The following is a 12765-nucleotide window of genomic DNA, read 5'->3' as shown; positions in this document are numbered from 1 at the left end:
CTTAATTTAAATTAAGGCAGCTTTTAGATTTTATTACAATTTTTGTAATTTTTTTATGCTATTAATCTCTTCTTCATAATCATAACCATCTTCATCTTTAGTTACAACTATTTTAGATGTGTAGGTGATTTTAAACTTGGTTCCTATTAATTTATCTGAGTTTAAATCGAAGCTTTTTGCAACTTCATCACTTATTTTGTGGAATGTTACTGTATACTCTAAATCGTCGCTTGTTGCAACAAAATTGTATCCATAATCTTCTTTACCATCAAAAATTGCAGTAATAACAATAGTATCTTCTTGAACTTTTAAAGCGGTAAACCCTGTTAAAATAAAACTTAAAATAGCTACTAAACCTAAAATTGAATGTTTTGCTTTCATAATAATATTTAAAATTTGATTTTTTTTGTGACATATTTTTAACCGGAAAAAATCTACCAAAGTTTCGGCTTAACTTAATACAACTTCATCCTTAAAGCTGCTGGTATTTTAAGTTATTATAATGCACTATCTGTGTCGTTAAATAATATTTGAAAGTTTTGTTATAAATAAATCGATAACCTCAATTACAATTAAAATAATAATAATCCATTCTAAGCGGCTGCTTTCGTTATGGTCCATTATATCTTTAAAAAGCTCTAGGTTTTCTTTTATAATTTCAATACGATCGTGAATTACACGATATCTATCTTTTAAATCGAAGGCTTGTTTTAATTCTTGATTTAATCTGTTAAGTTCTTCTTTTTCCCAAGTAATTTCGGGCGAATCGAAAATGTATAAATTTTCAGAAATCTTGTTTTTAATATTTAAAACCTTGCCTATAAAACGCTTTAACTTGTTACCAGAAATATCGAGCTTACCGTTAGCTTCTAAATATGAGGTATGTTTATTAGTTTCGGTTAATAGCTCTTCGGTAATTTCGGTATAACGGTTTAAAGCCACAGATTGCGACGCATTTAGCATAACTAAACGAATCATTTCTTCGTCTAAATTGGGTAAAATAACATTATCGAACTCGACTTTTAAGATGTTAGGTTTAATAACAACTTCAACCGAATCTGATAATTTTTCTGAAAAATAGTTGGTGCATTGCGGTTTAAGTTTTTGCAATGCATGGTTTATTTCAGTACTAGTCATGTTAAAAAAACTAACCATGCCATACTGAAATATGTAAATAAATTTATTTGGTGAACTGGTATAATACAGTTCGTCGCTATCTTGAAACAACAGCTGCCACGGCAACTGTTGTTTGCTAGATTTTATATTGATAGCACTAGCTACTTGGTAAGCAACTACGGTGTACATTTATTTTTTTAAATACCTTTTATAGTGGTTTTAGGCTTTGTACAATATAAATAACATCATCGCCGTCATCTTCTTCAATAAATGTTATTTTAAAGTCTTTGTCTATTAAACTTTCATCATTTTTTAAATCGAATTGCTTTAAAACCCTAGGGTGTACATCTTCAAAAGCTAATTCTTCTCCATTTTCAAACCAAAAATTGTAATAACCGTTTTCGTAAGATTTAAAAACAGCTGTTCTCATAATATATTTATTTGTGATTAATCGTCTGTATCTTCCGTATCTGGAGGCTGTACTGCTTCTGGATCGTCACTCTCGAAATCATCATAATCATCTTCATCATAATTTTCCATAGTAACCGCAAGTTTAGAACTTACTTTAACCAGATATTTAGTATCTGCAGTTGTAACCTCTACGGCTTCAATAATTTCGTTATGTTGGTTTCTAAACGAAATGACATGATCATCATCATAACCATCAGGGTATTTTTCAACAAGTAATGCTAAAATTTCTGGTGTTAGTTTCTTAAAATCAACTATCACACGTTTTAAGTTATCGTTTCTATTTTTCATGTTTTTAAAATTTAGATAGATTGATCTGATTTACAGACCTAAAAGATAAGCAAAAATTAAAGGCGCAACAATAGTTGCATCACTTTCTACAATAAATTTTGGCGTATCAATATCTAATTTACCCCAAGTTATTTTTTCGTTTGGTACAGCTCCTGAATACGAACCATAACTAGTTGTTGAATCGCTTATTTGGCAAAAATAACTCCAGAATGGTGTATCGGTACGTTCCATATCTTGGTATAACATTGGTACTACACATATAGGAAAATCGCCTGCAATACCGCCACCTATTTGAAAGAAACCAATACCATTTGTTGAATTATCGGTATACCAATCTGCTAAAAACGTCATATACTCAATACCCGATTTCATGGTACTTGCTTTAAGCTCGCCCTTTAAAACGTAGCTTGCAAAAATATTCCCCATGGTGCTGTCTTCCCAACCTGGGCAAACAATTGGCAGGTTTTTTTCGGCCGCTGCGTACATCCACGAATCTTTTAAATCTATTTCGTAATACTGCTCTAGCACACCAGAAAGTAACATTTTGTACATGTACTCGTGTGGTAAATAACGCTCACCTTTATCATCAGCCTCTTTCCAAATTTTAAAAATATGCTCTTGTAAACGACGAAAAGCCTCTTCTTCTGGAATACAAGTATCGGTAACACGGTTTAATCCTTTTTCAAGTAAATTCCATTCTTCCTGTGGTGTTAAATCGCGATAGTTTGGCACACGTTTATAATGCGAATGCGCCACTAAATTCATAATATCTTCTTCTAAATTTGCACCTGTACATGATATGATTTGCACTTTATCTTGACGGATCATTTCTGCGAAACTTTTACCAAGTTCTGCTGTACTCATAGCACCTGCAAGCGATACTAACATTTTAGCTCCATTTTCTAATTGAGCTTCGTAACCTTTTGCTGCATCAACCAAAGCTGCTGCATTGAAATGCAAATAGTGGTTTTCTATAAATTGAGAAATTGGACCTTTAGTACGCATCGTTATCTTTAAATTTAGTGGTTTTATTTACTGTTTTTTTATTGTTGGCATTATCGAAATCGTCATCAAAATCATCATTTTGAAACTTATAGCTAAGCATTTTGTAATATAGTTTTGCTGCAAGAAAATCTGAAGATTTTTCATTTTTATTAGGGCAAAGTTCAACAATATCGAACCCTACTACATTTTTTTCTTCGAATACTTGCTTTAAAAAATCTAAGGTTTCGTACCATAATAAACCGCCAGGTTCTGGAGTTCCTGTACTTGGTAGTATTGACGGATCGAAAGCATCAAGATCTATAGTTATAAACACATTATCTGTCATTTGGTCTATTGCCGAATCCATCCAAGAATCATCAACAGCCATATCGTGTGCAAAATAGGTTTTGTCTTCGTTTAAAACGGTAGTTTCAATAACATCCATTGAGCGAATACCAACCTGAATTAAATTGGTAGTTTGACTAGCCTCGTAAACCGCACAAGCATGGTTACAGGTTGAACCTTCGTAACTTTCGCGTAAATCGGCATGAGCATCTAACTGTAAAACGGTTAGGTTATCATACATTTCGTTAAACGCACGAATTGTACCAATAGAAATAGAATGCTCGCCACCAAAAAGGGTTACAAATTTATTTTTTTTAATGTATTTTTTAGTCGCTTCATGCACAGCTTCAACCATAGCTTCTGGCGAGCTATTTTCGGTAACTGCAGGCGCTAAAAATACACCTTGTTTGTAAACTTCAGTTCTGGTTTCAATATCAAAAAGTTCCATATTTTCAGAAGCATCTAAAAATGCCTCTGGACCTTTATCTGCTCCTTTTTGCCAAGTACTTGTACCATCGTAAGGTACCGGAATTAAAACAATTTTCGCTTGCTCTAATTTTCCGTATTCTTCAGGAATACCTGCGTAGGTTCTATTTTGCATAACCTAATATTTTAAGTAAGTCTTCACTTTTTTGTTGTTCGCTAAATAATGTTGTTTGTAAGTTGCCTGCTTCATCTCTATCTATTAACAGATGTTTAGGCGATGGTATTAGGCAGTGTTGTAACCCGCCAAAACCACCAATAGTTTCTTGGTATGCACCAGTGTTAAAAAAACCAATATATAACGGTTTGTCTTTATTATATTTTGGCAAATAAATAGCATTCATGTGCTGTTCGCTGTTGTAATAATCGTCGCTATCGCAAGTTAAACCACCTAATAACACACGCTCGTAGCTATCTTGCCAACGGTTTACAGGTAACATAACAAAACGTTTATTTATAGCCCAGGTATCTGGCAATGTAGTAATGAAAGATGAGTTTATCATGTTCCATTTTTCACGATCGTTTTGCTGCTTTTGGTACAATACTTCGTAAATAGCACCACCGCTTTCGCCTACTGTAAAACTACCAAACTCGGTGAAAATGTTTGGTACATCTACGCCTTCTTCGTCGCAAACTAGCTTAATTTGGTTTACAATCTCATCGACCATATATTCGTAATCGAACTCGAAAGCTAAAGAGTTTTTTATAGGAAAACCACCGCCAATATTTAAACTATCTAAACTTGGGCAAATCTTTTTTAAGCTGGTATAAACCTTTAAACATTTTGTAAGTTCGTTCCAGTAATACGCGTTATCACGAATGCCTGTGTTTATAAAAAAGTGTAGCATTTTAAGCTCTACTTTCTTGTTATCTTTTATTTGTTCTTTATAAAAAGGAACAATGTTTTTGTAGCCAATTCCTAATCGTGAGGTATAAAACTCGAACTTAGGTTCTTCTTCCGAAGCAATACGAATGCCTACTTTAAAGGTATCGTTAATTTCTTCAGATAATAAGTCTATTTCTTCATAATTATCAATAATAGGAATGGCATTTTTGTGTCCATTATTTATTAATCTAGCAATATTAGTTACATATTGTGCACGTTTAAAACCATTGCTAATTACAAAGGTATCGTCTGTAATTTTGCCTTCAGCCTTTAAAGATTCTACAATATCAATATCGAAAGCCGACGAGGTTTCAATGTGGACGTCATTTTTTAAGGCTTCATTTAAAACATGTTTAAAATGCGAACTTTTTGTACAATAGCAATAGTTGTATTTGCCAGCGTAATTATTGTTTTCAATAGCCTTAGCAAACCAGTTTTTAGCACGTTGTATATTGTTCGATATTTGTGGCAAATAGGTGAATTTTAACGGTGCACCATATTGCTCGACAAGTTCCATAAGGTTAATACCATGAAACTCCAATGTTTTATTTTTTAAAGCGAATTCCTCTTGAGGAAAATCAAAAGTTTGATTGATTAAATCAATATATTTAGTATTCATTTATTCTATTAAAATGTTAAAATTGAGAATTGTAGTTTAACTACATGTTAAGCCAATAAGAACAAAATAATATCAAATACGAAACTGGCTCTGTGTGGTTGGCACAAAGGCATACTCATGCTGTACAGCATAAATTGGAGAAACGGAAGTTAGCTTTAAAATTCGGTTGCTTAATCTGTAAGCTGCTTTTGAATATGACTTCCTAATTTTCAAAAGCCCGAACATAGAAACAGGTTTCAAAGTGTTCAGCTAATAAGTGCGGCAAATGTAATTTATTTTTTAATACAGCAAATATTTTTTTAAAAAAAATGAAAAAAATTTTAAACACGTATGTTATTGGGCGTTACCACAAGGGTCGGGCTATACGCGACAAGTCCTCGCAACCCAATTACCATGGGGTTGCTGTGGGCTTTCTGCTACTATCCCTAACGCGAGTTTAGGGATTTAATTAGACTAGATTGTCATTCCGAACTTGTTTCGGAATCTAAAGGTTTCCATAAATTATTCCAGTTAGGGTTTTCCTTTTCAATTAAGTTAATTTTCCATTGCCTATGCCAATTCTTCAATTGTTTCTCTCGAACAATAGCATCGTCCATGTACTGAAACTCTTCAAAATAAACTAACCTTTTTAACTTGTATTTAGATGTAAATTTACTGCCTTCACCTTTTACATGGCGCTCCATTCTATCATCAATTCCTCCAGTAACACCAATGTATAAAACACCTTGTGGTTTGTTTGTTAAAATGTAAACCCAGTAATTATGGTAGGCTCGTTTTGGCATACTTACTGTTAATTGTTTTAGATGCTGAAACGAGTTCAGCATGACAAATGAAGTTATTTCGTAATTAAACTAAAGCATCTTTAAGTTATTAAGCTCTTGAGTAGTTAAATGCTTCCAATGTCCTCGCGGAATATCTTTTTTAGTTAAATGTGCTATAGCTACACAATCTATACTTACAATATCGTAACTAAAATGCTCGAAAATGGTTCGGATAATAGTATTTCCTGTATTTTTTATTTTTAAACCAATTTCCTTTTTACTTGATCCATCGATGTAGCTAATCTCTTCTACTTCAATAAGCGAACCATCGATTTTAAAACCTGTTTGAATCTTTTTAAAATCTTCGTGTTTTAAATTTCTATCTAACTCTATATGAAATAGCCTAGGCACACCATTTTTAGAATTGGTAAACTTTTTTACCACAGCTTCATCGTTAGTAAACAATATTAAGCCTTTAGAATTTCTGCCTAAACGACCAATTGGCCTAATATTAGCATTTGTAGCATTGGCAACTAAATCCATTACTGTTCTGCCCTTTCCTTCGCTATTTGTGGTTGCGAAACCTTTTGGTTTGTTTAATAACACATAAGCTTTTTGTTCTGGGTTTACACGAGAACCATCATAACGCACCTCGTCTCCTGGTTTTACTTTGTAACCCATTTCGGTAACAACTTTACCATTTACACTTACTAAGCCTGTGGCTATATGCACATCGGCCTCTCTACGAGAACAAATACCAGAATTGGCAATATATTTATTTAACCTAACTTCGTCTGGGTTAGATTTTTTTGGCGCTTTTGGCTTTGTGCTATTCGAGGGCTTTGTAAAACCACCTTGATTTTTAATTGGTGAATTACCTCGTGAAAAACTAGTTCGTTTATTAGAACTGCTTCCACCTCTTGATGTATTTTTATTACTGCCTCTGCCTTGGTTCCTGCTCATAGTATTTTAATTTTTGTGCAAAGATATACTTTAAAATTAACGATTTAGACTTTTTAATTTACGATTTTTTTTGCGTTAGCGATTGAGCAATTGTTGGAGCTCGTGCAAAATGTATTTTGCACAGCGACTTGCGAAAGCGCGGTTTACAACTTCATAAAAAGTTGTAAAAACGCCCAAAACCATTAAATTCTGTTTAAAATAACACTTACGTCTATTAATAATATACTAAAAACTCCTGTTAACAATATAATTTTTAAAATATTATGAAGTATTAAATAATGCAACTTATCTTTTGAGTACCAAAGCATTGCAACAAAAACAATCAATAAAAAAATGCTAGCATAAAAATACAAATTCATATATCCTATTTGGTATTTAAAAAGTAGTAAATAGGTTGGCACTAACGTTAAAACAGCTAGAAAAGCAAGCATTATTTTTGATGCCTTTTCGCCATAAACAACGGGTATCGTGTGGTAATCTTGAAGTAAATCGCCTTTTATATTTTCTAAATCTTTTGTGAGTTCCCGCATAGATATTATTAAAAACAAAAATGTTGCATGTACAAAAATTACTGTTTCGTAATTTTTATAATACATAAATATGGCAAAAAATGGCAAAATAGTTAGTATTGCAGACACTAGATTACCAACTATTGGTAGTTTTTTTAATTTATGCGAATACAACCAAATGGCAAATATGTAACATGCAAAAAAGAGTACAGCATTAAATGCCACATAACTTGCAAAAACAACAGCTAAAAAATTAAGTACAAAGTAAAATGACAACTTTGTATTTTGACTTACCAATTTATCTAGTTTCGATTTTATTGGCTTGTTAATTAAATCTTTCTCGGAGTCGTAAAAGTTATTTATAATATAACCTCCAGCTATAGTTGCTGCCGAGGCTAACACAAGTAAAAACAAATTAATATCTAGCAAAACTTGGCGAACTGGTAAATCGTGAGCTAAAATGTAATTTGCTGTTAAGTATTGAGCTATTACAATAGCCAAAATATTGTAACCGCGCACTACAGAAAACATACTAAAAAACTTAAGTAGAATATGTTTCTGTCTTCTATTTAGCATAAAGAAGTTAAAAATGTTTTGACCCTTCGACTACGCCCAGGGTGACAGAAAATTTAATTAAAAATTATAAACGACTTCTAGTTTATAATTTGATAAAGATTGTTTTGCTTTTTCTATATCTTCGGTAAACCCTAAAATATAGCCACCACCGCCAGAACCACAAAGTTTTAAGTAATACTCGTTGGTATCTAAACCTTTTTTCCAAAGCTCATGAAATTGCTTAGGAATCATTGGTTTAAAATGGTTTAACACCACTTTTGATAGTTGTTTAGTATTTCTGAATAACGATTTTATGTTTCCGCTTAAAAAATCTTCAACACAAGCATCGGTATGTTTTATAAATTTATCTTTAAGCATATTACGGAAACCTTCTTGCTTCATATTTTCCATAAAAATACTAACCATTGGCGCTGTTTCGCCAACGATACCGCTATCTATTAAAAACACAGCGCCTTTACCATTTTGTTGTGCAGGAATACCGGTTGCTTCAATATTATCTTTAGAATTTATAAGAATAGGAATGCTTAAATAACTATTTAAAGGATCGAGACCAGACGATTTTCCGTGAAAAAACGATTCCATTTCAGAGAAAATCGCTTTTAATTCTAATAATTTTTCTCTGGTTAAATTTTCAAGAACTGTTATTTTATTTTTAGCGTATTTATCGTAAATCGCAGCTACTAGCGCTCCGCTACTACCAACACCATAACCTTGCGGAATTGAAGAATCGAAATACATGCCATCTGCAACATCAGATTTTAGTGTTTCAATATCAAAAACAACTAATTCTGGATTTATTGCTGCTAAATAATCTACGTATTTTTTTAAGCTTTCGTTCGATTTTATTGCCGTTTCACTTGGGTTTTCGCTCTTTTTTAAAGCACCATTATAAAAATTATATGGTATAGATAAACCTTTGGAATCTTTAATAATTCCGTATTCACCAAAAAGTAAAATTTTAGAATAAAATAATGGTCCTTTCATGATTTGAAGCTTAAATAGTTTAGCAAAGTTACAACAATTTTGCTCCCAATCCTATTTTGTCATTAATATATTGACCATTTTGACAATGCTCAACCAACTCATTGTTAATAAATTGATTAATATTTTTAGCTTCATTTTCTGGATAAAGCATATGCACATTCGCCCCAGCATCTAAAGTAAAACACACTTTAGAATCTGTTTTTTCGCGATACGCCCATATTTTATTTATTACTTGTAACGTATTAGGTTTCATTAAAATAAAATACGGCATGCTAGTCATCATCATAGCATGAAGGGTTAAAGCTTCACTTTCTACAATTTTTATAAATGCATCTAAATCGCCTGACTTAAAAACAGCTATCAAATCGTTTAAATTTTTATGTGCCTGCTTAAAGCGCTCTTCGGCAAATGGGTGGTTATGCATTAAACCGTGCCCAACTGTGCTACTAACTTGTTTTTCTCCTTTATCTACCAACAAAATAGTATCATGGTAGTTTTTAAAGTTTTCATGAACTTCAAACGGGTATTTAACACCGTATAAATCGGAACTTTCTGCAAAAGCTTCGTGTGTTCCCCATGTTACCAAACTACCTTCAATACTTCGGCAAGCGCTACCAGAACCCAAGCGTGCTAAAAACGACGCCTTTTTATTAAAAAACGACTTATTTAAATGCTCATGGTTTTTGCTTAGCATTCTATCTACACTGGTTAAACACAAAGCTAAAGCACTCATTCCTGATGCCGATGAAGCAATGCCCGAACTATGCGGAAATGTATTTTCGGTTTTTATAACAAAATGATAGTTTTTTAAAAACGGTAAATACGCTTCAACACGTTTAAAAAACGTTTCTATTTTTGGTTTGAAATCATCTTTTTTCTCATTATTTAAAAACACGTCAAACGAAAAATCGGTTTTATTTTCTTTTTCAGAAAACTCTAAAACAGTTATGGTTTTGCACTTACTAAGTGTAAAACTTATAGAGGGATTTGCTGGTATTTGGTGTTCTTTTTTACCCCAATATTTTACCAAAGCAATGTTACTTGGCGATTCCCAAGCTACTTTACCTTCTTCAATGGTTTTTGGATAAGATTTTGTTATAAATTCTTCTACTATCATTCAATAAAAATTATGAGTGCAACTGCCACGAAACGGACTCTTTACAGAAAAAATTGCTTGCAAAAATAAGCAATAGTTTTTTAATTTGATAAGTACATTAATTTTAAGGTCGTTTTGTAATTTCTGGCTGTAGCTGTAACCTGTAATTTACGCTCAAAAAAATTATTATTGCACTTTGCTCTACCATAACCAACAGACGAGTAAAAGTAAACGCAATTAGGAGTTATTTTAAAACTTTCGTTGGGGTAATTTAATTCTGAAACTTCTTCAATCAAGCTATTATTAGGAGCTTGAAATAAAAATGCAAAATAGCTGTTTTCTTTTTGCTCTTGCGGAAATGGGCTGTTATTAAAAATTACACTTAATTCCTTTGGAGTAAGCACTAAAATAGGTACATTAAACTTAAACTTTTTGGCAATAGCTTGATTAATTAAAGTTTCTAAAATATTATTATTTTCTTCTGAAGATTCAAAAACCACATTTCCACTTTGTATATAGGTTTGTACATTTTGTAAACCAGATTCTATTAGTAATGCACGCAAATCTGCCATCGGGATTTTATTTTTTCCGCTTACGTTTATACCTCGCAGTAGTGCTATAAAAGTTTTCATTTTTAGATTAAATTATGTTTACAATATAAAACTTAAATTATTAAACTATCCGTATTTTTACAGAAAAGCATGAGTACAAAAACATATAGCATTTTAGGTTGTGGTTGGTTAGGTTTTCCTTTAGCAAAACACTTTATAGCTAAAGGCCACAAAATTAAAGGCTCGACAACTTCTTTAGAAAAAGTTAACGACTTTAAATCTGAAGGCATAACGCCTTATACTGTAAACATTGAGGAAAACCCAGATTTCAAAGATTTTTTAAATACTGATATTTTACTTATCATGATAACATCAAAACGTTTTGAAGCTTACCAAAATTTGGTTCAGGCTATTGAAACGTCTTCTGTAAAAAAAGTGATTTTTATTAGCTCCACATCGGTTTACCCACGAGGTAATAAAACTTACACAGAAACCGATGAAACTATAGATTCCTTACTTACAAAGGTTGAAGCCTTATTTAGAAATAACACAACTTTTAAAACTACAATTATTAGGTTTGCTGGCTTATTTGGCGGGCAACGTCAACCTGGGAATTGGTTTAAAGATAAAGAAATACCGCAGCCCAACGGTTTTGTAAACATGATTCATCGCGACGATTGTATTGCGATTATTTCTAAAATAATAGAATTTGATATTTTTGGAGAAACATTTAATGCTTGTGCCAACCATCACCCAACAAGAAAAGCATTTTACATTCAAGCTAGAAAAAGCTTAGGAAAACCAATTCCTGTTTTTAATGATTCGCAACCTTTACAATACAAAAAAATAAGTCCTGAAAAACTAATTAAAACTCTGGATTACAAATTTTTACATTCTGATTTATTGAATATTTAATCAGCTATACTTCTAGCCACAATAAAACCACTAGTCCAAGCATTTTGAAAATTAAAACCTCCTGTTATGGCGTCAATATTTAAAACTTCGCCGGCAAAAAACAGATTTTTATGAAGCTTACTTTCAAAAGTTTTAAAGTTTACCTCTTTTAAATCTACACCACCAGCAGTTACAAACTCATCTTTAAAAGTGCTTTTTCCTTTTACTTGAAACACTGCTTTTGTAAGTTGTGTGGCTAAATTTTCTAGTTGAGTTTTATTAATATCTGCCCAAGTTTTACTTTCTTCTATTTTTGAAGCTAAAACTAATTTTTGCCACAAACGCTTTGGAATACCAAACTGAGCAAATTTAAACACCGTTTTTTTTGCTAACTCCTGTTTTAATTGCTTTAAAGCATCTAGACATTGATTAAATTCTTGCTGAATAAAATTAATTTCAATATCAAAATCGTAGTTCATTTCGGCGAGTTCAACAGCGCCAAAAGCAGATAATTTTAAAATTGAAGGCGCACTAAAACCAACATGTGTTACCAAAAGCGGCCCAGTAGATTCTAAATTTGTATTTAAAACTTTAACGGTAACATTTTGCACCACAACACCCGGTATGTTTTTTATACGTTTATCGGTAACATTAAATGTAAACAATGACGGCACAGGATTTATAATAGTATGATTTAAGGTTTTTAAAATATCCCACATTTTTACGCTACTACCCGTAGCAACTACAGCCTTTTCTGTATAAAATACTTCTGTTTTTGTTTGTAATACCCAAGCATTATCGTGCTTCTCAATATTTAATACGCCCGAACTATAAATAACCTCAACCTTATATTTTTCAGCTTCTTTTAAAAAGCAATCTATTATAGTTTGAGAAGAATTTGATTCCGGAAACATACGTCCGTCATCTTCAATTTTTAACGCAACACCGCGTTCCTCAAACCACGCCATAGTATCGCCCGTCATAAACTGATGAAACGGTCCAAGTAACTCCTTTTCTCCTCTAGGATAATTAGTTACTAATTCCTGCGGAATAAATTCTGCATGCGTAACATTACAACGTCCGCCACCAGAAATTTTCACCTTTTGCAGTCCTGTTTTAGCCTTTTCTAAAACAGCAACTTTTAAATCTGGATTTTGCTTAGCAATATTAATTGCAGTAAAAAAACCAGCGGCACCACCACCTATTATAATAACGTTAAATGTATTCATAGAGTTAAAA

The 12765-nt window shown here is 32.3% G+C and carries 15 protein-coding genes; 1 reads left to right on the top strand and 14 read right to left on the bottom strand.

Going from position 1 to position 12765, the window contains the following annotated elements:
• Positions 1 to 33: 33 nt before the first annotated feature.
• From LG649_RS09795 to LG649_RS09735, 13 genes are all read right to left on the bottom strand, one after another.
• Entirely contained in the window at positions 34 to 381 is a 348-nt protein-coding gene (locus tag LG649_RS09795; protein WP_226543651.1) for a hypothetical protein, read from the bottom strand.
• Positions 382 to 519: 138 nt separating this feature from the next.
• Positions 520 to 1305 carry an RMD1 family protein gene (locus LG649_RS09790; RefSeq protein ID WP_226543650.1) on the bottom strand — a complete coding sequence of 262 codons (786 nt, stop codon included), beginning with the start codon at positions 1303 to 1305 and terminating at the stop codon, positions 520 to 522.
• A gap of 19 nt (positions 1306 to 1324) precedes the next feature.
• Positions 1325 to 1546, bottom strand: a complete 222-nt coding sequence (locus tag LG649_RS09785; protein ID WP_044630997.1) for a hypothetical protein — start codon at positions 1544 to 1546, stop codon at positions 1325 to 1327.
• 17 nt (positions 1547 to 1563) lie between these two features.
• Entirely contained in the window at positions 1564 to 1875 is a 312-nt protein-coding gene (locus LG649_RS09780; RefSeq protein WP_044630996.1) for a hypothetical protein, read from the bottom strand.
• Between the two features lie 30 nt (positions 1876 to 1905).
• Positions 1906 to 2880, bottom strand: coding sequence for a deoxyhypusine synthase family protein (locus tag LG649_RS09775; protein ID WP_226543649.1), 975 nt, complete (start codon positions 2878 to 2880; stop codon positions 1906 to 1908).
• Positions 2870 to 3805 (bottom strand): agmatinase, encoded by a 936-nt coding sequence (speB, locus tag LG649_RS09770; protein WP_226543648.1) that lies wholly within the window; start codon positions 3803 to 3805, stop codon positions 2870 to 2872. The genes LG649_RS09775 and speB overlap by 11 nt, the downstream gene beginning before the upstream one ends.
• Positions 3795 to 5192, bottom strand: a complete 1398-nt coding sequence (locus LG649_RS09765) for an arginine decarboxylase (protein WP_226543647.1) — start codon at positions 5190 to 5192, stop codon at positions 3795 to 3797. Before LG649_RS09765 ends, speB begins: the two co-directional genes overlap by 11 nt.
• 461 nt (positions 5193 to 5653) lie before the next feature.
• Entirely contained in the window at positions 5654 to 6016 is a 363-nt protein-coding gene (locus LG649_RS09760; protein ID WP_317197658.1) for a GIY-YIG nuclease family protein, read from the bottom strand.
• 27 nt (positions 6017 to 6043) lie between these two features.
• Positions 6044 to 6916, bottom strand: coding sequence for a pseudouridine synthase (locus LG649_RS09755; protein ID WP_226543646.1), 873 nt, complete (start codon positions 6914 to 6916; stop codon positions 6044 to 6046).
• Positions 6917 to 7098: 182 nt separating this feature from the next.
• Complete coding sequence (locus LG649_RS09750) at positions 7099 to 8001, bottom strand: geranylgeranylglycerol-phosphate geranylgeranyltransferase (RefSeq protein WP_226543645.1); 903 nt, start codon at positions 7999 to 8001, stop codon at positions 7099 to 7101.
• A gap of 57 nt (positions 8002 to 8058) precedes the next feature.
• Positions 8059 to 8985 carry a mevalonate kinase family protein gene (locus LG649_RS09745; protein WP_226543644.1) on the bottom strand — a complete coding sequence of 309 codons (927 nt, stop codon included), beginning with the start codon at positions 8983 to 8985 and terminating at the stop codon, positions 8059 to 8061.
• Positions 8986 to 9013: 28 nt separating this feature from the next.
• Positions 9014 to 10102, bottom strand: a complete 1089-nt coding sequence (locus tag LG649_RS09740) for a diphosphomevalonate/mevalonate 3,5-bisphosphate decarboxylase family protein (protein WP_226543643.1) — start codon at positions 10100 to 10102, stop codon at positions 9014 to 9016.
• An 80-nt stretch (positions 10103 to 10182) separates the two neighbouring features.
• On the bottom strand, positions 10183 to 10713 hold the full coding sequence (locus LG649_RS09735; protein WP_226543642.1) for a DUF1697 domain-containing protein: 531 nt from the start codon (positions 10711 to 10713) through the stop codon (positions 10183 to 10185).
• A gap of 69 nt (positions 10714 to 10782) precedes the next feature.
• Between LG649_RS09735 and LG649_RS09730 the strand changes: the two genes are divergently transcribed.
• Positions 10783 to 11547, top strand: a complete 765-nt coding sequence (locus LG649_RS09730; protein ID WP_226543641.1) for an NAD(P)H-binding protein — start codon at positions 10783 to 10785, stop codon at positions 11545 to 11547.
• Here LG649_RS09730 and LG649_RS09725 read toward each other — a convergent pair.
• Complete coding sequence (locus LG649_RS09725) at positions 11544 to 12755, bottom strand: BaiN/RdsA family NAD(P)/FAD-dependent oxidoreductase (protein WP_226543640.1); 1212 nt, start codon at positions 12753 to 12755, stop codon at positions 11544 to 11546. The two genes, LG649_RS09730 and LG649_RS09725, sit on opposite strands and share 4 nt — an antisense overlap.
• Positions 12756 to 12765 lie beyond the last annotated feature (10 nt).

The organism is Neotamlana laminarinivorans (assembly GCF_020523925.1).
GTDB lineage: Bacteria > Bacteroidota > Bacteroidia > Flavobacteriales > Flavobacteriaceae > Neotamlana > Neotamlana laminarinivorans.
This window is presented reverse-complemented; position numbering and strand designations above follow the sequence as displayed.

Bases quoted from the DNA above. Each gene is read 5' to 3' on its own strand.
- LG649_RS09795 (WP_226543651.1), bottom strand. From the start codon at position 381: ATGAAAGCAAAACATTCAATTTTAGGTTTAGTAGCTATTTTAAGTTTT.
- LG649_RS09790 (WP_226543650.1), bottom strand. From the start codon at position 1,305: ATGTACACCGTAGTTGCTTACCAAGTAGCTAGTGCTATCAATATAAAA.
- LG649_RS09785 (WP_044630997.1), bottom strand. From the start codon at position 1,546: ATGAGAACAGCTGTTTTTAAATCTTACGAAAACGGTTATTACAATTTT.
- LG649_RS09780 (WP_044630996.1), bottom strand. From the start codon at position 1,875: ATGAAAAATAGAAACGATAACTTAAAACGTGTGATAGTTGATTTTAAG.
- LG649_RS09775 (WP_226543649.1), bottom strand. From the start codon at position 2,880: ATGCGTACTAAAGGTCCAATTTCTCAATTTATAGAAAACCACTATTTG.
- speB (WP_226543648.1), bottom strand. From the start codon at position 3,805: ATGCAAAATAGAACCTACGCAGGTATTCCTGAAGAATACGGAAAATTA.
- LG649_RS09765 (WP_226543647.1), bottom strand. From the start codon at position 5,192: ATGAATACTAAATATATTGATTTAATCAATCAAACTTTTGATTTTCCT.
- LG649_RS09760 (WP_317197658.1), bottom strand. From the start codon at position 6,016: ATGCTGAACTCGTTTCAGCATCTAAAACAATTAACAGTAAGTATGCCA.
- LG649_RS09755 (WP_226543646.1), bottom strand. From the start codon at position 6,916: ATGAGCAGGAACCAAGGCAGAGGCAGTAATAAAAATACATCAAGAGGT.
- LG649_RS09750 (WP_226543645.1), bottom strand. From the start codon at position 8,001: ATGCTAAATAGAAGACAGAAACATATTCTACTTAAGTTTTTTAGTATG.
- LG649_RS09745 (WP_226543644.1), bottom strand. From the start codon at position 8,985: ATGAAAGGACCATTATTTTATTCTAAAATTTTACTTTTTGGTGAATAC.
- LG649_RS09740 (WP_226543643.1), bottom strand. From the start codon at position 10,102: ATGATAGTAGAAGAATTTATAACAAAATCTTATCCAAAAACCATTGAA.
- LG649_RS09735 (WP_226543642.1), bottom strand. From the start codon at position 10,713: ATGAAAACTTTTATAGCACTACTGCGAGGTATAAACGTAAGCGGAAAA.
- LG649_RS09730 (WP_226543641.1), top strand. From the start codon at position 10,783: ATGAGTACAAAAACATATAGCATTTTAGGTTGTGGTTGGTTAGGTTTT.
- LG649_RS09725 (WP_226543640.1), bottom strand. From the start codon at position 12,755: ATGAATACATTTAACGTTATTATAATAGGTGGTGGTGCCGCTGGTTTT.